Below are 21682 nucleotides of genomic sequence, written 5' to 3'. Positions count from 1 at the left end.
TCGCTTAGCCGAGCCGTCCGGCCGCATGCGCGAGCAGGGTGTAGACCAGACCCGTCTCCGAGGTCAGGTGGTTGCGCAGCTCCTGCGGACCGCGGCCGTCGCGGGCGACTTCGTCGAGCAGGCGTTCGAACTCGGCGACGTAGCGGTCGACGGTGCCTTTGAAGTTGCGGTCGGCGCGGTACTTGCGGGCGACCTCGTCAAAGGCCTTCTGGCCGGCGGGCGTGTACAGGCGCTTGGTGAAGGCCTTGTTCTCGCCGCGCTGGTAGCGGTCCCACATCTCGGCCGCGAGGTTGCGGTCCATCAGCCGGCCGATGTCGAGCGACAGCGATTCCAGCGGATTGCTGCTGGCCTGTGGGGCCTGCGGCTGCGGCTGCGGCGCGGGTGTGGCGCGGCCACGGGGAGCCTCACGACCGGTCGGCGCCCCCTGGTTGGCGTCCGTGCGGTTGAGGAGGTCCGACAGCCAACCATCGCGGCCCTGGTCGTTGCCCGCCGGCGCGACCGGGGGCGCTTCGGTGCGGCGCGAGGCGGCCGGCAGGCCGAGGTCCGGCGGCGGCAGCGTCGAGGCGCTGCCGTTGTCGCGCACGCGCGTCTCGGCGTTGCGCGTGCCGACGGCCGCCAGCATCGGCTCTTCCTGGCGCTGTGCGCCGGCGCGGCCCGCCGTGGAGACGTCGAGGCCGCGGCCGTGCTGGGCCACGATGCGGTTGAGCTCGGCGAGGGCCTCGATCTGGTCGACGATCACCTTGCGCATCTGCGCAGTGCTCTCGGCGGCCTCCTGGGGCATCTCAAGCACGCCGCGGCGCAGCTCGTTGCGGGTGGCTTCGAGCTCGTTGTGCATCTCGAACGCCATCTGCTTCATGCTGGAGACGAGGTTGGTGAACTTCTCGGTCGACTGCTTGAACATCGTATCCGCCTCGTCCGTGGTCTGGCGGTAGATGTCGTGCATGGCCTCGATGGTCTGGCGGTGCTCCTCCTCGGACGCCGCGCGCACCGCCTCGAACTGGCGGGTGATCGCGGCCGAACCTGCGCCGGCGGTCTCCGCGACGACGCGGGCGATGTCGCGGGCGCGCTCCTCGGCGGCCGCCAGCGATTCATCGAGCAGGCCGGTGAAGCGCGACAGACGCTGGTCGAGATCGGTCGTACGCAGGTCGATGGTGGTGACGAGCGATTCCAGCGCCTGCTTGCGTTCGGCGAGGGAAGCGGTGGTGTTCTTGTTGCTCAGCTCGACGACCTGCGCGGCCTCGACCAGGGCCTTGCCGTGCGCGTCGAACTGGGTCGACAGCTCGCCGAGATCCTGGAGCGCCCGCGTGGTCTTCGTATTGAAGACGTTGAGCTGGTCTTCCAGGTTCTGCGTCGCCGCGCCGTTGCGCGAGGTGACGTCGTTCATCGCCGAGACGAAGTCGGCGACGCGCGTCACCAGCGCCCGCTCAAGCGAGTTGAGGTTGTCGTGCGCACCGGTCAGCACCTCCTGGAGGAGGATGTTGCCTTCGCGCAGGCGCTCGAACAGGGCCACCGTGTCGGTGCGCAGGATCTTGCTGGTCTCCTGCATCTCGGTGACGGCCGCGATCGAGACCTGGCGCGACTGGTCGATCGCCGTGCGCGAGGCCTGTTCGAGGTCCTTGAGCGACTTGCCGACCGCGCCGGTGGCAATCTCGCTCGCCGCGTTGATGGTGCGGGCGACTTCCGAGCCGTTGCCCATCATCGTCTGCGAGAACGCATGGCCGCGCGTCTCGATCGACTTCAGCGCGTCCGAGGTGACGCGGTCGATGTCGAGCGTGAGCTGGCTGGTCTTCGAGCCGATCGCGTCGACCAGCGCGCCGCGCTTGGCGTCGATCATGTTCGACAGACGGTCGGCCTGCTGCTGCACATAGGTGACGATCTCGTCGGTCTTGCCGGTCATGGCCTGGCCGAAGCTGCTGCTGGCGGCGAGCACCGAACGCTCGACGTCGGCCGAGCTCGACTTGACGCGCGAGCTTGCCTCGTTGGAGGCGTTGATCAGCGCGTTCTGGGCGTTGAGCGCGCTGGTCTGGATGTCGTTGGTGGCGTTGGTCGTGGCCGTGCTCAATGCGCGCTCGATCTCGGTTGAGATCGTGCGGATCTGGCTTGCGGCATCCGCCGACGTCGAGGTCAGCGAGGTCTGCGCCTCACGCGCGCTGTTGAGGATGGTCGAGGCGGTGTCGGCGCCGACCGAGGTCAGCGTGCGCTCGATGTCCGTGGTCAGCGACTTGATCTGGCTTGCCGCATCCGTCGAGGCGGAGATCAGCGTGCCCTGGGCCTCGCGCACGCCGCTGGTCAGCGCCTCGATGGTGGCGCCGCCGGCGGTCGCCAGCGCGCGCTGCATCTCGGCCGCGAGCGAACGGACCTGGCCGGTCTGTTCGGCCGAGACGGAGAGCAGGGTGCTCTGGGCGTCGCGGGCGCTGGTCGTGATCGTCTCGGCGGTCGACTGGCCGACCTGCGAGAGCGACCGATGCACTTCGGCCGCGAGCGACTTGACCTGGCTCGCCGCATCCGAGGACGCGTTGACGAGCGTGCTCTGGGCTTCGCGGGCGCCGGTCATGATGGTCTCGGCGGTCGAGGTGCCGGCCATCGAGAGCGAGCGCTGCACGTCCGAGGACAGCGCCTTGATCTGGTTGGCGGTCTCGGTCGAGGCCGCGATCAGCGCGCTCTGCGCATCGCGGGCGCCGGCGGTGATCGATTCCGCCGTGGTGGAGCCGGCCAGCGACAGCGAACGCTGCACGTCGGCGGTGAGCGTCTTGACGTGGGTGGCCGCGTCCGAGGACGCCGTGACGAGCGTGGTCTGCACCTCGCGGGCGCCGGCCAGGATCGAGGCTGCGGTGGCGGAGCCGGCCGCCGACAGCGTGCGTTCGACGTCGACCGACAGCGACTTGATCTGGTTGGAGGCATCGCCGGAGGCCGCGACCAGGGTCGACTGCGCCTCGCGGGCGCTGGTCAGGATCGAGTTCGCAGCACCGGTGCCGACCGCGGTCAGCGCGCGCTCGACCTCGGAGGAGGTCATCTTGAGCTGGGCGTTGACGTCGGAGGAGACCGTCATCAGCGACTGCTGGGCGGTACGCGCACCGGTCTGGATCGTCTCGCTGGTGTTGACCACGAGGTTGGTGAGCGAGCGCTCGGCGTCCTCGACATGCGAGCGGATCGCGGTCGAGATCATTTCGGCGCGGGACATCATGTCCTCGCTGGCCTGACGGCCGCTGCTTTCGATGCGGCCGGCGACGGCTTCGACACGCGAGCCGAGCAGGTCCTCGAACTGCGCCACGCGCACGTCGATGTCGTTGGCGACCGAGCCGACCTTGGTCTCGATGGCCTGGTGGATGTCCTGGAAGCGCGCCGTGACCGTGTCGGTCAGATGCGTGCTGCGGCCGTCGATGAGATCGGCGACGCCGGTGATGCGGCGATCGACCGCCTCGATCGCCTGCGCGGTGCCGTCCGTGAGCGTCGAGGTCAGGAGGGTGAGGCGGGTGTCGATCGACTGCACGGCCTGCGAGGCGCCGTTCGTCACCGCGCTCGTCAGGTAGGTGAGGCGAGAGTCGATGGATTCGAGCGCCTGCGAGGCGCCGCCCGTGAGCGTCGTCGTGAGGTGCGTCAGCCGCGTATCGATCGACTGGATGGTCTGCGATGCGCCATCGGTGAGCGAGCTCGTGAGATGGTTGAGGCGCGTATCGATCGTCTCGATGGCCTGCGATGCACCGTCGGTGAGCGACGTCGTGAGGTGGGTGAGGCGGGAGTCGATCGACTGGATCGCCTGCGCGGCACCGTCGGTCAGCGACGAGGCGAGGACGTTGAGGCGCCCGTCGATGGTTTCCGTCACGGACTTGGCGCGGGTGTCGAACGACTGTTCGAGCGCCGCGACGCGGCCGACAAGCTGGTCGTCGAAGGTCCTGATGTGGCCTTCGATCGTGCCGTCGAGGCTGGCGATCTTGCCGCTCAGCGAGGAGTCGAGGTTGTTGACGCGTTCGCCGACCGTGGTCTCGAACTGCACCAGGCGCTGGTCGAGCACGGCCGTGATCGCCCCGCCGTTCGAGGTGAAGCGGGTGTCGAAATTGTCGACATAGGTCTTCAGCGACTCGTGGATGTCCTGGGTACGCTGGCCCATGCGATCGACGATCTCGCCGCCGAACGTCTTCACGGTGCGGTCGAACTCGGAGATGTGGCGGGTGATCAGCGCGCCGAGCGTGCCGGAGTCGCGGGCGAACTTCTCGACCAGCTCGGTGCCCTGGTTCTTCACCAGCTCGTCGAACGCGCTCATCTGGAGCGACAGCGAGTCGTGCGCGGTCTCGGTCTGGCTGACGACCTTGGCGACGAGCGTGTTGACGGTGGCGTCGAGCGCCTCGCTCGCCTTGTCGCCGGAGGTCATGATGTGGCCGGCGAGGCGGTTGCCGGCGTCGTCGATCTTGGCGGAGAGGTCGTTGGAGCGCAGCTCGAGCTCGAGCAGCAGCGAGTCCGACGAGTTCTTCAGCGAGTCGTGCACCAGCTCGGTGCGCTCGGAGATGCCGTCGACGATCGCGGCGGAGCGCTGCTCGAACTCGCCGGTGATGCGGTCGATACGCTCGTTCAGCATCTCGTGGACGCGGTCGGCGAGGTCGACGAACTCGTCGTGGACGTGGCCGGTCTTGAAGTTGAGGCTGGTGGTCAGCCGCTCGCTGGCGTCGAGCACGGCGCGCGTGGTCTCGTTGCTGGCCTCCTCGAGGCGGTCGAGCAGGTCGCCGCCGCGCTCGCCGAGCGCGAGGATCATGTTGTCGCCGGCGTTGCTCAGTGCACCCGTGATGTGGGCGCCGCGCTCTTCCAGCGCGCCGGTGATGGACTTGGCGACCTCGTCGACGCGCGAGGCGATCGCGTCCGAGATCAGCGCGATGTCGTGGCGCAAATCGATCTGCACGCCGGAGATGGCGCTGCGGACCTGCTCGGCCTGGCCGACCAGATTGTCACGCTGATGCGCGATGTCCTGGAGCAGGGCGCGGATGCGCACTTCGTTGTCGGAATAGGCGCGTTCGAGCGCCGCAACCTCGTTGGCGACCAGCGTCTCGAGCTCGCCGGCGCGCGCGATGGCGCGCTCGATGCCGTCGCCCATCGCCGCGACCTCGCGGCGGATGGCCTGGCCGACGGTGACCATGGAATCGGACGCCGAGCCTTCCGGCTCGGAGAAGCGGATCGCGACCTGCGCCATCGCCTGCGCGATCATGCGCATTTCCTGGCCGCGCCAGACCAGGCTCGCCAGGAAGTAGAACAGCATGATCGGCGCGAAGAACATCGCGATCAGGCCGGCGATGACGAGCACGCCGCCGCTCTGGCCCATGGCGGCCTGGATCGAGGGCAGGAAGCCGACCGTCAGCGCGGCGCAGGCCGCGAGCCAGACGCCGGCGAAGATGGTGGCGAAGGTGTAGACGCTGCGGGCAGGGCGGCCCTTCTGAAGCGCCTGGAGCAACTGGCCGATGGTCTCGCGGTCGTCATTGGCGGCGCGGCGCGAGGTGCGCGGCTCCTCGATCGGGTCGAACACTGCCCGTTCGTTGGCGGCAGGACGCGGCTCGAAGCTCGGCTCGTCGAAGATCGGGGGCGGCGGGGGCACCGGCGGCGACGTTTCGTTGCGCATCGAAGCGTTGCGGCTGGTGTCCGCGGCCGTGTCGCTGATGTTCAGAGCTTCCTGGATCGCAGAAAGCGCAACTTCTGTGGGGTCTTTGACCTTCTTCGGAGTGTTCGCCATGTTCAGTCCGAGCCCTTGTTACTTGTACGCGTCCCCCCGCGAGCTCTGCGCGCTTGCGCAAGCCCACAGACCGGATCATGCCGCTTGCGCGGATTTCCGAGCCGTCCCCACCCGGACGGCTTGTCCGCCAATTTCCGCAACATCCTATTGGCAGAGCGTCGCGAATGAAATGCCCGCGATTAAGACAATCTTAATCATCGTTAACAGGATCGGGGCGTAACGCCTTAGCAATAAATGCAATTCTCCACCGGACTCGCCGGATTGCGGCAACTTTTCGTCAATAAACGGGCGGATTTGCGTAAAACAGCCCAAACACTTCGTTAACCATTTCCATGCTTCCGTGGAGGGAACCTGACCGCCGGACCGGCGGACACCGCGCGATGCCGGGGCCTGCGCCATGACGCCTGAACTGCAACGGATGGACTGGATGCCTTCGCCCCCGCTTGCACCCATCGACAGCCCGCTCGACCTCGATCACCTGTCGCGCATGACGCTCGGCGACCCTGAGCTGGAACAGGAAGTGCTCGCGATGTTCGCCGAGCAGGCGGTCCGCCTGGTCGCGGCGATGGCAGCCCTGCCGACGGATGCCGGCGCGCTCGCCCACAAGCTCAAGGGCTCGGCGCGCGGAATCGGCGCCTTCGCGGTGGCGGATGCCGCAGCCAGCCTGGAGACCGCGATCCGGACCGGGCATGGCAGGCCCCACGCCTTCGCCGCGCTGAAAGAGGCGGTGACCGAGGCCCGTGCCGCCATCGCGGCGATCCTGAAGCCCTAGGGCAACAGGGTCAGAACCGTGCTCTAGTCTTTTGTTTTGACGCGTTTTCTTCCCGCAAAGCGGGATTCACGTCGCATCAAAACGCTATGGCGCCGGGCGGATCGACCCGTTATAGGACAGCCCGGACCCTCCTTCATTCGCAACATCGCGGCAGCACGAGCACACATGGCCAAGATTAACTTTGTCGACCACAAGGGCGAAACCCGTACGGTGGAAGTCGAGAACGGCGCGACCGTGATGGAAGCCGCCATCCGCAACAGCATTCCCGGCATCGAAGCCGAATGCGGCGGCGCCTGTGCTTGCGCAACCTGCCATGTCTATGTCGACGAAGTCTGGCGCGAGAAGGTCGGCAGCCCGACGCCGATGGAAGAGGACATGCTCGACTTCGGTTTCGACGTGCGCCCGAACTCGCGGCTGTCCTGCCAGATCAAGGTCTCCGACGAGCTCGACGGGCTCATCGTGGGGACGCCGGAACGGCAGGCCTGATCGTCCCTCGATGGACTAGATGCTCGGCGGCGCGACCTCGATGCCGCGCTTGTGCCAGGGTCTGAGCTTCTCGATGATCTCAGCGGTGAGCGGTGCCGGCCGCCGCGTCGCCTCGTCGAGCATAACGCCGACCGACATCGCCGAGGCGATGCACTTTCCCTGCGAAAACACGACCTGCTCGAAGGTCACTGACGTCCGTCCCAGTTTCACGACGCCGAGGCCGAGCTCGATCGTGTTCGGCCAGTGCAGCTCGGCGCGGAAATGGATGTCGAGGCGCACCATGATCCAGGCCAGTCCCGGCGGGGTCAGGCCGTATTCCGGGCTCTTCATCAGCGTGACACGGCCGGTCTCGAAATAGGTGGCGTAGACCGCGTTGTTGACGTGCTGGTTCGGATCGAGGTCGCCGAAGCGGACGTTGTCGCCGAGGCGATAGGGATAGTCCTCCAGGCGCGGCGTCGTATCGAGGCGGCTTGGTGCGTTCACCGATTGATCTCCGTCATATCGCATCCCGTTACAGCCCAGTTATCCTGGCCCGGCAAGTGGGCGCGGCTGCGGGGCGCTCCCGCTTTTATGCCTTCCCTGATCCATCCCCGTTGGCTAGACAGGCAGGGTCACCTCTGCCCCCGGGCGCCGTCCAACCGATAACGATCGATAAAGAGACGACATGAGCGACGTGATCAAAACCGATGTGCTGATTATTGGCGCCGGCCCCTGCGGTCTGTTCGCCGCCTTCGAGCTTGGCCTTCTCGACATGAAGGCGCATTTCATCGACATCCTCGACAAGGTCGGCGGCCAGTGCGCCGAGCTCTATCCGGAAAAGCCGATCTACGACATTCCCGGCATTCCGCAGGTGTCGGGCCAGGGCCTCACCGACGCGCTGATGGAGCAGATCAAGCCGTTCCATCCGACCTTCCATCTCGGCGAGATGGTGGAGACGGTGGAGAAGATCGGCGATCCCTTGTTTCGCTGCACCACCGACGCCGGCAAGGTGTTCGAATGCAAGGTGGTGGTGATCGCGGCCGGCGGCGGCTCGTTCCAGCCCAAGCGTCCGCCGGTGCCGGGCATCGAGGCCTATGAAGGCACCTCGGTGCACTACGCCGTGCGCAAGATGGAGACGTTCCGCGACAAGAGCGTGCTGATCGTCGGTGGCGGCGATTCCGCGCTCGACTGGACGCTCAACCTGCATCCGCTCGCCAAGCGCATCACGCTGTTGCACCGGCGCGACGATTTTCGCGCCGCGCCCCACAGCGTCGAGCAGATGCGCGCGCTGGTGGCCGACGGCAAGATGGATCTGCGGCTCGGGCAGGTCACTGCACTCTCCGGCACCGACGGCCAGCTGACCGGCGCCACCGTCAAGGGCAACGACAACAGCGTGAGCGACATTTCCTGCGACACGATGCTGCCGTTCTTCGGGTTGACGATGAAGCTCGGTCCCGTCGCGAACTGGGGCATTGCGCTGGAGAACAACCTGGTGCCGGTCGAGACGTCCGCGTTCGAGACCAACGTCCCCGGTATCTTCGCGATCGGCGACATCAACACCTATCCCGGCAAGATCAAGCTGATCCTGTGCGGCTTCCACGAGGGCGCGCTGATGTCGCAAAAAGCCCATCGTTACGTCTATCCGGAGAAGCGGCTCGTGTTCCAGTACACGACCTCGTCCTCCAGCCTGCAAAAGAAGCTCGGTGTCAACTGACGGCACCGGGTGCGGGCAGGCGATGCCCCATGTTCCTGGCGCTGGAACCGTTCGCGAAATCGCCGTAGTCTGCGGCCATTGCAGTGGCGGCTTAGCAAGGTGATCATAATGCGGAATCTTTTTTCCAGCTTTCGGCTGTTCTCGCTCCTCGCGCTCGGTCTCGCACTGACGCTTGGCGCGGCGAGGCCGGCTGCCGCGCAGGCGCAACAGCCAACCGCCGCGGGTCTCTGGCAGAAGGTCGAAGACGGCAAGACCGTGGGGTGGTTTCTCTTCGTCGACCACAACGGCATCTTCGAAGGCGTGATCGCAAAGACCTTCCCGCGCCCCGGCGACGATCCGAACGAGGTCTGCGCGAAATGCACCGACGATCGCAAGAACCAGCCGGTGCTCGGGCTCTCCTTCATCCGCGACATGAAGCGCGACGGCTTGAAGTATGACGGCGGCAACGTGGTCAATCCGCGCGACGGCAACATCTGGAAGGCCAAGATGTCGGTGAGCCCCGATGGCCAGACCCTGACCATGCGCGGCTTCCTCGGCATTTCCCTGTTCGGCAAGGACGAGACCTGGACGCGTCTGCCCGACGCGAACATCGCCCAGATCGATCCCGCGATCGTCGCGAAGTATCTGCCCGCGCAGGCGACCGCGGCGACGAAGCCCGCGCCCGCGCCGGCGAAAAGGGGCGGTGCGATGATGGCGCCGGCCCCGAAGCAATAGGCTCCTTGTAGCCCGCATGAGCGAAGCGATATGCGGGGCCGCCGTTCCCCGGGTGTCGCTGCGCTCACCCGGGCTACGGAACCGTCAATACGTCCGCGCTTTCTTGCAGGGCGCGTAGAACGTGCCGTTGCCGGCGACGACCCGCTCGAGGCATTGCCGGGGATCGGTGATCTCGCCGTCGACCTGGAAATAATACGCCTGCGATCCCAGGCTCAGGACGTAATGCCCGGGTGCAAGCTCAAGCCCTGAATCGCCGGTGTGAAGCTCGTACATTTCGTTCTTGCCCGGAATCGGCGACACCCGGAACGGATAGGCGAAGTTGCGGATGACACCGACGTCGTCGCCGCCGGCCAGCGCCTTGCCCGCGGCATCGGTCGAGAACTCTCTGGCGATTTTCGCCACGACCCGAACCTCGACGCGCTCCGGAATCGAATTCGCGGCGTCGCGACGGAATACGATGAACTTGACGCGGCCGTTCGGCAGATGCGGCCGGTCGGGCTTCTTGAACTCCGGTGAAATCGCGATCCGCATGTCCGGCGCCATGACGCCGGTCGCGTTCAACTCCGCCAGCGACTTGTCGTCGATCAAGGCGTAGATGCCGTAGTCGGTTGGGAGCACGCGCGTTGGGGCAGGCGCGGCGGGCGTCACCATTTCCGGCTTGGCGACCGTGATCGTCGTCTCCGGCTTGGGCACGACCTGCGCGATCTCCGGCGTCTGGGACGAGATCTGCCGGCGCAGCGCGGCGATGTTGTCCCGCTGCGAGACGATCAGGATGACTGTGCCAACGGCGAGCAGGATGGCCGCTGTCCGCTTGATCACCGGTAGAAGCGGGCCCGAGATCGCGGGCAGCTTGCTGCGCGGTCTTCCGATCGCCGATTGCAGAACGGTGCTGTCGCCGGACACCAGAAGGCCGCCTGTCTCCACTGACGATGTGACTTGCTGCGACGGCAAACGCTCCAGCGGCGCCTCGTCACGCGAGAATTTTTCGACCTCCTCGATGGCGATCTCGAGCGCCCGCTTCATCTGGTCGATGTTCCTGGCGTCGGCGTAGGTGAACTGCTCCTGGAGCTTGTAGCGGGCAAGGTCGTAGACCATCTGCCGCCTGGCTTCCGCGTCGTGCTTCACCGTCTCGAGCATGCGCGAAATCACGAGGGCGAATTGCACCTGGTTTGCGGGCAAATCGGCCGGGTCCTGTTGGCCAGGAAGCAACTCTCTCGAACTCATAGCGCTGACGGTCCAATGCCAGTCACGCCAACACCCGATTTCTCTAATTGAAACAGTTGAATAAACGATGCGGCTCGCGTCCGCGGCCGTTTCGTACACGTCCTCGCGGAACAAGGAAAGCCTCCAGAAGAGCCGCGGCAAATCGCCGGTGCATCAGACAGGCGCGGCTTGCGCGCCGGTCGAGGGCAGCGCTTGCGGCAGTAGTTCTCCGGAATGCGTGCTGGCGCCGGATTTGCATAGCTGTCGCAAAGCAGCTGGGGAAACGAGTCGCCGACGCCGCGCCTGTCTCATTGCGCGGAGCGAGGGCGGCATTGTTCGCCCCCAGCGACGATGACTCTGCGGAGACGACATGAGATTTGTAGGATCAAGTGCGGCAGCGTTGCTCGGCCTGGCAACGCTTCTAACGACATCGGCGCTGGCGCGGGACGACGGGCGCTATGCCAACTCGCCGCTAAAGCCCTGGTTCGAGAGCCTGCACAGCGAATACGGGCAATGCTGCTCGGATGCCGACGGCTATGTGGTCGCCGATGTGGATTGGGAATCCGACAATGGCCGATACCGTGTGCATCTCGACGACGAATGGGTCGTCGTGCCTGACGGTGCCGTCATCACGGAGCCGAACAAGATCGGCCGCACCATGGTTTGGAAGCACTATGTCGACGGCCATCCGCGCGTGCGCTGCTTCATGCCGGGCAGCATGACGTAGGGGCGTTCCTAGAATCTGTACGTCACGGTGCCGAGCACCGTGCGGCCGATACCGAGGAAGCAGTCACCGCGCGCCAGGCACGTGGTCAGGTGGCGCTTGTCGAAGAGATTGCTGGCATTGACCTGAAGTCGCCAGGGCCCGTTGTCGTAGCGGACCATCGCATCGAACAGGCGCGATCCGGGGCTTGAAATGCGGGAGGGACGTAATGGTCCCTCAATCATCAGATTTGGAATTTAGTATTCATACAAATCGAGCGCGCGCCGATTGAGATCGGCGCGCGGATGCGTGAAGGAGAGAATGACGTGGTGCGCCTTTTGCCGATCAACGCTGCTCGCTCGCGGCGTTGGCGCTCGCGAGCCGCTTGACGCGCGGCGACAGCACCGAAATTTGCGCGGGGGAGGCGGGCATGCCGGCGACGATCATCGTCGGCGCAGTCGACTGCTCCTCGACGCCGGCACCGCCGAGCACCTGAACTTGCGTCGCCGAGATCGGCAACGACTTCACTTCGTAGGAAGGAAGCTCGCCGGCGAATGCACCGGCCGAGCTCGCAATCATGGCGCCGGCAACGGCCATCATGGAAAGAACGCGCATTGGAAAATCTCCGTTGAAGATATCAATCGGAGGTTTGGTCGCCGCGATGCCGAGACAGGTTCGCTCGTGTGCGAACATTCGATTGGCCGTCGGCGAATAAATTGGTTGCTTGACGCGAAAGGACGAAACGAGGACGAAGTTTTTCGCGCCAATGTTTCGGGACGGTTTCGCGGGAGGGCTCGAAACGCATCGTTAATGGGCCTGCAGATCGGGCTGCGGAGCTTTGGTTGTCGCGGTGGCCTCTGGGAACCGCAAGCTCATCGTCGTGCCGCGGCCGGGTACGGAAGAGATGACGAGCTCGCCGCCGTGGGCGGCCATGATCTCGCGGACGATCGACAGGCCAAGACCGGCGCCGTCGCCCGCGCTGTTGCCGGTCTGGAAAGGTTCGAGCAGCCTGTGCTCGGCGCCGCCCGGCAGGCCCGCGCCGTCATCGTCAATCGAGATGCTGCCGTGCCTGAGCGTGGCGACGATGCGTCGTGCGCCACGGGCGTGGATGATGGCGTTACCGACGAGATTGGCGAGCGCGCTGCGGACGGCGGCGTCGACGCCCTGCACCAGGAACGGTCCCTCCTGCGCGCTCTCCAGCGCCAGCTCGATGCCGACGTCCAGCGCCGATGGGCCGAAATCGGCTAGCACGTCCAGCGTGATCTCGGCAAGATCGATCGGCTGCTTCTCGATCGCGTGGTTTTGCAGCCGCGCGAGATCGAGCATGGCGGAGACCAGCGAGGTGAGGCGGCGGACGTCCCGGACCAGCTCGGCCTTCAGGACCGGCTCGGGCACGTCCTCGATCTTCGCGCGCAGCAGTGTCAGCGGCGTGCGGAGCTGATGGGCGGCATTGCCGAGGAAGCGGCGCTGCATCCGGATATAGGCGTCGATCTCGCCGAAGGCGCGGTTCAGTGCCTCGACCAATGGCTTCAGTTCGCGTGGGACCTCGGACAGCGAGATCAAGCCTTGCGGAGCGGCGGGATCGATCGCGAGCGCGCGATGCGCGACCCGTTCGATGCCCCGTGAGACGAAACGCGCGGCGAGCGCAGAGCCGACGGCGACCGTCGCCGCGAAGGCCAGCGCCAGCAGGATGATCGAGAAAACACTGCGGACGAGGAAGTTCCGCGCAATCCGGCCGAACCGGACCTGAGGCTCGCCGACCATCATCGTGAGCTGCAGCGTACCGCGTTGCACGACGGCGAGGCAGAAGGTGCTCTTCTGGTCGAGCGTGTTGAAGACGGAGGAGCCGATGGGCCCGTGATAGGGAAATGCGAAGGGAAGGGCCGGCCGGCGTTCGCTGCCGTACTCGCTGACCATGTCGCCGGCGGAGACGACGTACCAGAGATCAGGGCTGTCCGCTTTCAGCTCTTCGAGTCCGGGCGTCGGGCGTACCGTCAGGTTCTTCCCTTCAATGACAGTGGCACGTTCGAGAACGGCGACCACGACGCGGCAAGCCCTGAACTCGCGTTCTTCCATCGGATACCGCCAGATGAAGATGCCGAGCATGATCAGGAAAATGGTCGTTGCGGCGATGCCAAGCGACAGTGCGAACGTTCGGGCGATCGACGTCATCTCGGTGTGGCCAGCCGCAGGATGTAACCGATGCCTCGCATGCTGCGGATCTCGACATCGCCTCCGAGCTCGGCCAGCTTCTTCCTCAGGCGCGAGACCTGCGCTTCGAGCGTGTTGGATTCGATCTCGTCGTCAAAGCCGTAGATCTCCTCGATCAGGGCTGCGCGGGTGATGACGCGGTCGCGCCGCATCAGCAGCGCGCCGAGGATCAGCGCCTCGCGCCGCCGCAGCAGCACTTTTGTGTCGGCGACGACTGCCTCGTTGCTGCCGAGATGCAGCTCGACATTACCGAGCGACAGCACGGAAGGTGCGAGCAGCCGGGGCCGCCGCAACACCGCGCGCACGCGTGCAATCAATTCCTGCGGCTCGAACGGCTTTCCGAGATAGTCGTCGGCGCCGCCGTTGAGGCCGTCGACGACGTCCTCCTTGGCATCCTTAGACGTCAGCATGATGATCGCGGGGCGGTCCGGAGACTGGCTCAGCGCCGCGACCACCTGGAGCGCATCGCCGTCGGGCAGCATGCGGTCGACGATGGCGAGATCATATTTGAAATTGTCGAGCGCGAGGCGTGCGTCGGCAATCGAGCCGACCACGTCGACGATTCCGTGTAGCTGTCCGAGCAGGCGGCTGACATAGGCACCGATCTGCGGTTCGTCTTCGATCACGAGGGAGCGCACGCGGGTCGTCCTTGACTCTGCTGGGGCAATAAAACCCTGACCTTGACGCTTCCTGGCCGAATTCCGGCGGTTCGGTTCGTGCGCGGGTTCCGTTTAAGGCAGCGAGCTTGGCGAATAAAAGGCAGGAACCAGCGGGCTGACCGGCATCTGCGGGCAAAGTTTTGGAGGTTGAGTGCGGCCCGGCAATGTTCGGGCAATGTTGGTTTGGCTGCGCACCTCGCGCGCGGAATGTCGCAGGCATGCTTGCCCGTTGCAATCTTGGGGCAATTTTGCCGGACCACATGCTGGGCTCCTGATCACACCAGTCGACTCGGCCAGCAAGGCCGATGGGGCCCCGTAATGAATCATTTTGACGAAGCCGCTCTCCGCCTCACGGCGCATGCGCGGCGGACGACCGTTTGTCTTGCAGCACTCGGTGCAATCATGGCGACCATGCAATCTGTATCGGCGCAGACCGCGTTCACGCTGCCGGCCCCGCCATTCGACGTGCCGATGCTGCCGTCGCCGTCCGGAAACTGGACCGTCATGGTCGGCATCGGCGGCGAGTACACACCGGATTTCGTCGGATCGAAGAACGGCAAGTTTCTCCCGATCCCAATCTTCACCATCCGCCGCGCCGGGTCGGTCGACCAGTTTCGCGGGCCCCGCGACAGCGCCAGCATTGCGCTGTTTGACGTCGGCTATTTTCGCGCAGGGCCTGCGTTCAAATATGTCGCGTCGCGCAAGAGCGACAAATATGCCGAGCTGACCGGCCTCGGCGACGTCAAGGCCGCCTACGAGCTTGGCGGGTTCGTCGAATATTTTCCGGTCGACTGGCTGCGGCTGCGCAGCGAATTGCGCCAGGGCTTGGGCGGGCATACCGGTACGGTGGCCGACGTCTCCGCCGACGTCATCGTGCCGCTGATCCAAAGGCTCACGATCTCGGCCGGCCCGCGTTTCACCTGGAAAAGCACCAAGGCGACCGCACCGTATTTCGGCGTCGATGCCGCGCAGTCCCTGGCGTCAGGGCTGTCGGTGTACGATGCCAAGGGCGGCGCGCACTCGGTCGGCTTCGGCAGCCAGATCTCCTATCGGATCAATCCGCAGTGGGAGGTCCATGCCTATGTCGAGTACGAGAAGCTGCTCGGCAATGCTGCCGACAGCCCGCTGGTGAAGCTGCGGGGATCGTCGAACCAGACGACTGTCGGCCTGGGTGCGTCCTATTCGTTCGACTTCAGGATTCGATAGGGCCATGCGTCGCAGGGTTGTTCTATGTGTCGTCTGCGCGATCGCTTGTGTCGTCCTCGGTGCTGCCGCGGCGTTCGAGACGCGCACGACGCGGCTCCAGGCGATCAAGACCGTCGGTATCGTCTCGGCCATCGGCGAGGAGATGAGCCTGACGCAAGCCGGCCTGGTCGCGCTCGGCAATGCCGGGCAAAGTGTCTCGATCAGCGCATGGGGGCTGGACGAGCTGATCGTCCAGCAGGCGACGAAGCTGCTCGGCGGGCGCTTTCGCGTGCAGGCGGTGAGCTACAGGCGCGCCGCGTTCGCGGCGATCAGGGATTCGGCGGTTGCGCCCGTCAATCTCCTGCGCAGTGATCCCTTCAAGGAGCTGGTCCGCAGCGACGTCACCCCGCAGGGGCTGGACGCCTACATCGTCATCACCCGCGCGAGATCGAAGCTAGGTAACGGCCGTATCGTCGAGGGCGTCGGGCTCGCCCAGTATCGGACGCTGCTTGCAGACTACGGCCTGATCCACGCGCTCTATGAGGTCCGCGTGATCGAGGGCAAGTCGTTCGACGTGATCGAGAAGCGGGCGGCCGCGCCGCTCGACAACACCGGGACCATGCGGCTCGCCGGCCCGAGCGGGACGGTCGACGCGACGTTTGACGGTCCGGCTTCGAGCGAACGGCTGCGCGCGGCGATTGCCGATCTCATCACGCGCAGCCTGCCGGTCACGCTGGGCGACATGCATCTGATCGACGGTCAGTGACCCCAGCTTGCCGCCGTCAGGTGACGGGCGCCGGATTGAACAGCGTGAGGTCGTTGTGGATGCCCCAGCGATCCGACCACGGTTTGGTACGGCCGCTGGCGACGTCGAGGATCAGGCGGAACAAATCCCAGCCGGTTTCCTCGATGGTCTTCTCGCCGGTGGCGATGCTGCCGGCGTCGAAGTCGATCAGGTCCTTCCAGCGACGGGCAAGCTCGGTGCGGGTCGCGACCTTGATCACGGGTGCAGCGGCAAGGCCGTAAGGCGTGCCGCGGCCGGTGGTGAATACCTGCAGCGTCATGCCGGAGGCGAGCTGGAGCGTGCCGCAGATGAAGTCGGACGCAGGGGTCGCCGCGAACAGCATGCCCTTCTGCGTCGCCTTCTCGCCGGGCGAGAGCACGCCGGTGATGGCGCTTGATCCGGACTTGACGATCGAGCCCAATGACTTCTCGACGATGTTGGCGAGGCCGCCCTTCTTGTTGCCGGGCGTGGTGTTGGCGCTACGGTCGGCGCCGCCGCGGGCGAGATAAGAATCGTACCACGCCATCTCGCGCACCAGGGCGCGGCCGACGTCCTCGTTGATGGCGCGGCGGGTGAGGAGCTGGATCGCGTCGCGCACTTCGGTGACTTCGGAGAACATCACGGTCGCGCCGGCGCGCACCAGCAGGTCCGCGGCGAAGCCGACCGCGGGATTCGCGGTGACGCCGGAGAAGGCGTCGCTGCCGCCGCATTGCAGGCCGATGACGAGATCGGAGGCCGGGCAGGTCTCGCGGGTGCGCTTGTTGAGGATTTTCAGGCGGGCTTCCGCCTGGGTCATGATCGCATCGACGATCGCGCCAAAGCCGTCAAAGGCTTCGTCCTGCATGCGCACGATGGCATCGCTGACGCCCTCCGGCACCAGCCGTTCAGGCGCGAGTTTTTCGCAGCCGAGGCTGATCACCAAAATCTCGCCGCCGAAATTCGGGTTGAGCGCGATGTTTTGCAGGGTGCGGATCGGCACGACAGCATCGGGCGCGGTGATGGCGACGCCGCAGCCATAGGCATGCGTCAGCGGCACGACGTCGTCGACATTCGGGTATTTCGGCAGCAGCTCGGCGCGGATGCGCTTCACGGCGTATTCCATCGTGCCCTTGACGCATTGCACGGAGGAGGAGATGCCCAGAATGTTTTTCGTGCCGACCGAGCCGTCCGGATTGCGGAAGCCCTCGAAGGTGAAGCCTTCGAGCGGCGGCAAGGGCGCGGGGACGGCGGTGGAGATCTCGAGCTTGTCGAGGGCGGGGGCCTCCGGCATGCGGATGCGCGCTTCGTCCACCCATTCGCCGGCCAGGATCGGCGACAACGCATAGCCGATCACCTCGCCGTAGCGGATGATCGGTTGATCTTGCGCGATGTCGACCAGCGCCGTCTTGTGCCCTTGCGGCACGAAGGCGCGGAGCGTCAGCCCGCAGGAAAAGCGCGAACCGGCGGGAAGCCCGAAATCATTGACCACGATCGCGACATTGTCGCGCTCGTTGAGCTTGATGTGGCGGGGCTGCTCTTTCGCTGCGACGTCCTGGTCCATGGGAGGACTCCGAAGTGTAGGGTGGGTTAGCGTAGCGTAACCCACCACTGTCTTTAATCCGCGGGGGCAGAAGAGGTGGGTTACGCCAGCGGACTGCGCTTCGCGCAGCCGCGGGCTAACCCACCCTACGATCGTGCATCAACCTGGAAACGTATAAGCCGTCTTCACGGTCGTGTAGAACTCGCGCGCATAGGAGCCCTGCTCGCGGGCGCCGTAGCTCGAGCCCTTCCGGCCGCCGAACGGCACGTGATAGTCGACGCCGGCTGTCGGCAGATTGACCATCACCATGCCAGACTCGCTGTTGCGCTTGTAGTGCGAGGCGTATTTCAGGCTGGAGGTGCAGATGCCGGAGGCGAGGCCGAACTCGGTGTCGTTGGAGATCGCCAGCGCTTCCTCGTAGTTCTTGGCGCGGATGACGGCGGCGACGGGGCCAAAAATCTCCTCACGCGCGATGCGCATGTTGTTGTTGGCTTCGGTGAACAGCGCCGGCTGGAGGTAGTGGCCGGGCGTCTCGCGCTTGAGCAGCTCGCCGCCGAAGGCGAGCTTGGCGCCCTCGTCCTGGCCGATCTTGATGTAGCGCAGGTCCTGGTCGAGCTGGCTCTGGTCGACCACGGGGCCGATATGCACGCCGGCCTTGAGCGCGTCGTCGACCGAGAGGCCGTTCAGTCGCTCGGCCATCGCGGCGACGAAGCGGTCGTGGATGCCTTCGGTCACGATCAGGCGCGAGGAGGCGGTGCAGCGCTGGCCGGTCGAGAAATAGGCGCCGTTGACGGCGACCTCGACGGCGGTCTTGAGGTCGGCGTCGTCGAGCACGACCAGCGGGTTCTTGCCGCCCATCTCGAGCTGGAACTTCTTCATCGGGTTCGACAGCACGCAGGCCTGCGCGATCTTGCGGCCGGTCTGCACCGAGCCGGTGAAGGAGATCGCGGCCACATCGGGGTGATCGAGCAGGGTCTGGCCGACCACGGAGCCGGAGCCGACCACGAGGTTGAACACGCCGGCGGGAATGCCGGAGCGGGTGATGATCTCGGACAGTGCATGCGCCGAGCCCGGCACCAGCTCAGCCGGCTTGAACACCACCGTGTTGCCGTAGCAGAGCGCCGGCGCGATCTTCCAGGCGGGGATCGCGATCGGGAAATTCCAGGGCGTGATCATGCCGATGACACCGACCGGCTCGCGGGTGAGCTCGACGTCGAGGCCGGGGCGCACCGAGGCACCCTTCTCGCCGATCAGCCGCAGCGCCTCACCGGCGAAGAATGCAAAGATCTGGCCGGCGCGGGCGACCTCGCCGATGCCTTCCGGCAGGGTCTTGCCTTCCTCGCGCGCGAGCAGGCGGCCGAGCTCTTCCTTGCGGGCGAGGATTTCGAGGGAAATCTTGTTCAGCGCGTCATAGCGCGCCTGCGGGGTCGACTGCGCCCAGGCAGGGAAAGCGGCCTTGGCTGCCGCGATCGCCTTCTCGGTCTGCGCCTTGTCGGCCTTGGCGTATTCGCCGACGAGGTCGTTGGTGTTGGAGGGGTTGATGTTCTTGGTGACGCCGGAGCCGTCGACCCATTCGCCGCCGATGAAGTTTTTCAGGATCGCAGTCATCGTTTTTCCTCCAAGGAAGGTTTCTTAACGCACGAGGCAAGGACGCTTGTCGTCGAAGGTCCAGCCGGGGATCAGGTCCTGCATGGCCATAGCGTCATCACGGGCGCCAAGTCCATGCTGCTTGTAGAGCTCATGCGCCGCTTCGACGGCGGCGCGGTCGATCTCGATGCCGAGGCCCGGCCGCTCCGGCACGGCAATCTTGCCGCCCTTGATCTGGAGCGGCTCCCTGGTGAGCGCCTGGCCGTCCTGCCAGATCCAATGGGTGTCGATCGCGGTGACCCTGCCGGGGGCGGCGGCGCCGACATGGGTGAACATCGCGAGCGAGATGTCGAAGTGGTTGTTGGAGTGCGAGCCCCAGGTCAGGCCGTTGTCGCGGCAGGTCTGGGCAACGCGCACCGAGCCTTGCATGGTCCAGAAGTGGGGATCGGCCAGCGGAATGTCCACCGCCCCGAGGCGCAGCGCATGGGAGAGCTGGCGCCAGTCGGTGGCGATCATGTTGGTCGCGGTCGGCAGCCCCGTGGCGCGGCGGAACTCGGCCATGATCTCGCGGCCGGAAAAGCCGCCTTCCGCGCCGCAGGGGTCCTCGGCATAGGCGAGGATGCCGTGCATGTCCTTGCAGAGGCTGACAGCTTCGTCGAGCGACCAGGCGCCGTTGGGGTCGAGCGTGACGCGTGCGTTGGGGAAGCGTTTGGCGATGGCCGTGACGGCCTCGATCTCCTGCTCGCCGCGGAGCACGCCGCCCTTGAGCTTGAAGTCGGCGAAGCCGTAATGATCGTGGGTGGCTTCGGCGAGCCGCACCACCGTCTCGGGCGTCATCGCCTCCTGATGGCGGAGGTTGAACCATTCCGCCTTGCCGGTCTCGCCGCTGACGTAAGCGAGCTTCGATTTGCGGCGGTCGCCGACGAAGAAGAGGTAGCCGAGCGTCTCGACGCTGGTGCGCTGCTGGCCTTCGCCAAGCAGTGCGGCGACGGGCAGGTTGAGATGCTGGCCGAGCAGGTCGAGCAGCGCGGATTCGATTGCGGTGACCGCATGGATCATGACGCGCAGGTCGAATGTCTGCTTGCCGCGGCCGCCGGCATCGCGGTCGGCGAAGGCGGTGCTGATATCGGCGAGGATGTTGTTCATCGCGCCGACGGTCTTGCCGATCACGAGATCGCGGGCATCCTGCAGCGTCTGCCAGATCTTTTGCCCGCCCGGCACCTCACCGACGCCGGTGTGACCGGCATTGTCGGTGAGAATGACGATGTTGCGGGTGAAGAACGGCGCATGCGCGCCGCTCAAATTGAGGAGCATGCTGTCGCGGCCCGCGACCGGGATCACCTGCATCGATGTGACGACCGGCGCGCCGGCGACTGACGCGCCTGAAACTTCGACCATCAGTTGCTCCTCCCGTGTTGCCTGTTATTCTGCCGCCTGTTGTGTCGATCGTGCGGCGGACAGATTTTGCACGAGCGCGGTCAGTTCCGCCATCTCCTGCTCGGTCAGGTCGGTGAGCGGCGGGCGGACCGGACCGGAATCGCGGCCGATCACCTTCATGCCGGCCTTGATGATCGAGACCGCATAGCCCTTCTTGCGGTTGCGGATTGCGATCAGCGGCAGGATGAAGTTCTTCAATCCGGCATTGATCGTCTCGTGGTCGCGCTTGCGCACCGCGGCGTAGAACTTGGTGGCGAATTCCGGCACGAAGTTGAACACGGCCGAGGAATAGGTCGTCACGCCCATGTCGAGATAGGGCAGCGCGAAGGTCTCGGCCGTCGGCAGGCCGCCGACATAGGTGAGGCGATCGCCGAGCTTGGTGTAGACGCGGGTCATCAGCTCGATGTCGCCGATGCCGTCCTTGTAGCCGACGAGATTCGGGCAGCGCTCGGCGAGGCGGGCCAGCGTGTCGGGCTGGAGGATGGCGTTGTCGCGGTTGTAGACGATGACGCCGATCTTGACGGATTTGCAGACCGCCTCGACATGGGCGGCGAGGCCGTCCTGCTCGGAATGGGTGAGGTAGGGCGGCAGCAGCAAGAGGCCGTCGGCGCCGGCCTTCTCGGCACCAACAGCGATCTCGCGCGCGGTGGCGGTGCCATAGCCGGTGCCGGCGAGCACGGGCACGCGGCCCTTGGTCTCGTCAACGGCGATCTTGACGACCTGCGGAACCTCGCTCGGCGTCAGCGAGAAGAACTCGCCTGTGCCGCCGGCGGCGAACAGGCCGGCGACGTCATAGCCGCACAGCCAGTCCATGTTGGCGCGGTAGGTGGCCTCGTCGAAGGAATAGTCCGCCTTGAAGGGCGTGACGGGGAAGGACAGGAGGCCCGATCCGATCTTCTGGGCCATTTCCTGCGGGGTCATCTTGCTCATGGGCGCGGCTCCCTTATTGCGTGTTGTGGAGGACGCGCGCTGAAAGCCTGCGCGTCCATGCGCCGTGGTTTAGGAGACCGTTCGAT

At 65.7% G+C, this 21682-nt stretch carries 18 protein-coding genes; 7 read left to right on the top strand and 11 right to left on the bottom strand.

The window, feature by feature from the left end; translation table 11 throughout:
• Positions 1-4 precede the first annotated feature (4 nt).
• A complete protein-coding gene (locus NLM15_RS29715) occupies positions 5-5713 on the bottom strand; it encodes a negative regulator of septation ring formation (protein WP_254121332.1) in 5709 nt (1902 codons plus the stop codon).
• Between the two features lie 397 nt (positions 5714-6110).
• Between NLM15_RS29715 and NLM15_RS29710 the strand changes: the two genes are divergently transcribed.
• On the top strand, positions 6111-6485 hold the full coding sequence (locus tag NLM15_RS29710; RefSeq protein WP_254121331.1) for an Hpt domain-containing protein: 375 nt from the start codon (positions 6111-6113) through the stop codon (positions 6483-6485).
• 165 nt (positions 6486-6650) lie between these two features.
• The gene (locus NLM15_RS29705; protein WP_254121330.1) at positions 6651-6971 is read left to right on the top strand and encodes a 2Fe-2S iron-sulfur cluster-binding protein; all 321 of its coding nucleotides are present in this window, start codon (positions 6651-6653) and stop codon (positions 6969-6971) included.
• 15 nt (positions 6972-6986) lie between these two features.
• On the opposite strand, the gene NLM15_RS29700 is transcribed toward NLM15_RS29705, so the two are convergent.
• Positions 6987-7454: a thioesterase family protein gene (locus NLM15_RS29700; RefSeq protein WP_254121329.1), complete on the bottom strand. Its 468-nt coding sequence runs from the start codon at positions 7452-7454 to the stop codon at positions 6987-6989.
• 181 nt (positions 7455-7635) lie between these two features.
• Between NLM15_RS29700 and NLM15_RS29695 the strand changes: the two genes are divergently transcribed.
• Positions 7636-8664 (top strand): NAD(P)/FAD-dependent oxidoreductase, encoded by a 1029-nt coding sequence (locus NLM15_RS29695; RefSeq protein ID WP_254121328.1) that lies wholly within the window; start codon positions 7636-7638, stop codon positions 8662-8664.
• Positions 8665-8772: 108 nt separating this feature from the next.
• Positions 8773-9378, top strand: coding sequence for a DUF2147 domain-containing protein (locus tag NLM15_RS29690; RefSeq protein WP_254121327.1), 606 nt, complete (start codon positions 8773-8775; stop codon positions 9376-9378).
• 84 nt (positions 9379-9462) lie between these two features.
• On the opposite strand, the gene NLM15_RS29685 is transcribed toward NLM15_RS29690, so the two are convergent.
• Entirely contained in the window at positions 9463-10515 is a 1053-nt protein-coding gene (locus tag NLM15_RS29685; RefSeq protein WP_254121326.1) for a hypothetical protein, read from the bottom strand.
• Between the two features lie 436 nt (positions 10516-10951).
• Here NLM15_RS29685 and NLM15_RS29680 point away from each other — a divergent pair, with 436 nt between their 5' ends.
• Positions 10952-11308, top strand: coding sequence for a hypothetical protein (locus tag NLM15_RS29680; RefSeq protein WP_254121325.1), 357 nt, complete (start codon positions 10952-10954; stop codon positions 11306-11308).
• Between the two features lie 8 nt (positions 11309-11316).
• On the opposite strand, the gene NLM15_RS29675 is transcribed toward NLM15_RS29680, so the two are convergent.
• The 4 genes from NLM15_RS29675 to NLM15_RS43790 form a co-directional block, all read right to left on the bottom strand.
• Complete coding sequence (locus NLM15_RS29675; RefSeq protein ID WP_254121324.1) at positions 11317-11529, bottom strand: TonB-dependent receptor; 213 nt, start codon at positions 11527-11529, stop codon at positions 11317-11319.
• A gap of 100 nt (positions 11530-11629) precedes the next feature.
• Positions 11630-11899, bottom strand: coding sequence for a hypothetical protein (locus NLM15_RS29670; protein WP_254121323.1), 270 nt, complete (start codon positions 11897-11899; stop codon positions 11630-11632).
• A 192-nt stretch (positions 11900-12091) separates the two neighbouring features.
• Positions 12092-13456: a HAMP domain-containing sensor histidine kinase gene (locus NLM15_RS29665; RefSeq protein WP_254121322.1), complete on the bottom strand. Its 1365-nt coding sequence runs from the start codon at positions 13454-13456 to the stop codon at positions 12092-12094.
• Positions 13453-14133 carry a response regulator transcription factor gene (locus tag NLM15_RS43790; protein WP_254121321.1) on the bottom strand — a complete coding sequence of 227 codons (681 nt, stop codon included), beginning with the start codon at positions 14131-14133 and terminating at the stop codon, positions 13453-13455. Before NLM15_RS43790 ends, NLM15_RS29665 begins: the two co-directional genes overlap by 4 nt.
• A 339-nt stretch (positions 14134-14472) precedes the next feature.
• Between NLM15_RS43790 and NLM15_RS29655 the strand changes: the two genes are divergently transcribed.
• Both NLM15_RS29655 and NLM15_RS29650 read left to right on the top strand, forming a co-directional pair.
• Positions 14473-15360 (top strand): MipA/OmpV family protein, encoded by an 888-nt coding sequence (locus NLM15_RS29655; protein ID WP_254121320.1) that lies wholly within the window; start codon positions 14473-14475, stop codon positions 15358-15360.
• Positions 15361-15364: 4 nt separating this feature from the next.
• Positions 15365-16105, top strand: coding sequence for a hypothetical protein (locus tag NLM15_RS29650; protein WP_254121319.1), 741 nt, complete (start codon positions 15365-15367; stop codon positions 16103-16105).
• 16 nt (positions 16106-16121) lie between these two features.
• On the opposite strand, the gene garD is transcribed toward NLM15_RS29650, so the two are convergent.
• The 4 genes from garD to kdgD form a co-directional block, all read right to left on the bottom strand.
• Positions 16122-17663, bottom strand: coding sequence for a galactarate dehydratase (gene garD, locus NLM15_RS29645; RefSeq protein ID WP_254121318.1), 1542 nt, complete (start codon positions 17661-17663; stop codon positions 16122-16124).
• A 138-nt stretch (positions 17664-17801) separates the two neighbouring features.
• Entirely contained in the window at positions 17802-19250 is a 1449-nt protein-coding gene (locus tag NLM15_RS29640; protein WP_254121317.1) for an aldehyde dehydrogenase family protein, read from the bottom strand.
• A 24-nt stretch (positions 19251-19274) separates the two neighbouring features.
• Entirely contained in the window at positions 19275-20627 is a 1353-nt protein-coding gene (gene gudD / locus NLM15_RS29635; protein ID WP_254121316.1) for a glucarate dehydratase, read from the bottom strand.
• Positions 20628-20651: 24 nt separating this feature from the next.
• Entirely contained in the window at positions 20652-21596 is a 945-nt protein-coding gene (kdgD, locus tag NLM15_RS29630; RefSeq protein WP_254121315.1) for a 5-dehydro-4-deoxyglucarate dehydratase, read from the bottom strand.
• Positions 21597-21682: the final 86 nt, after the last annotated feature.

The sequence above is a fragment of the Bradyrhizobium sp. CCGB20 genome, assembly GCF_024199855.1.
Taxonomy (GTDB): Bacteria; Pseudomonadota; Alphaproteobacteria; order Rhizobiales; family Xanthobacteraceae; genus Bradyrhizobium.
The sequence above is the reverse complement of the archived record's forward strand: the minus strand, read 5'-3'. Positions and strand labels throughout refer to the sequence as shown.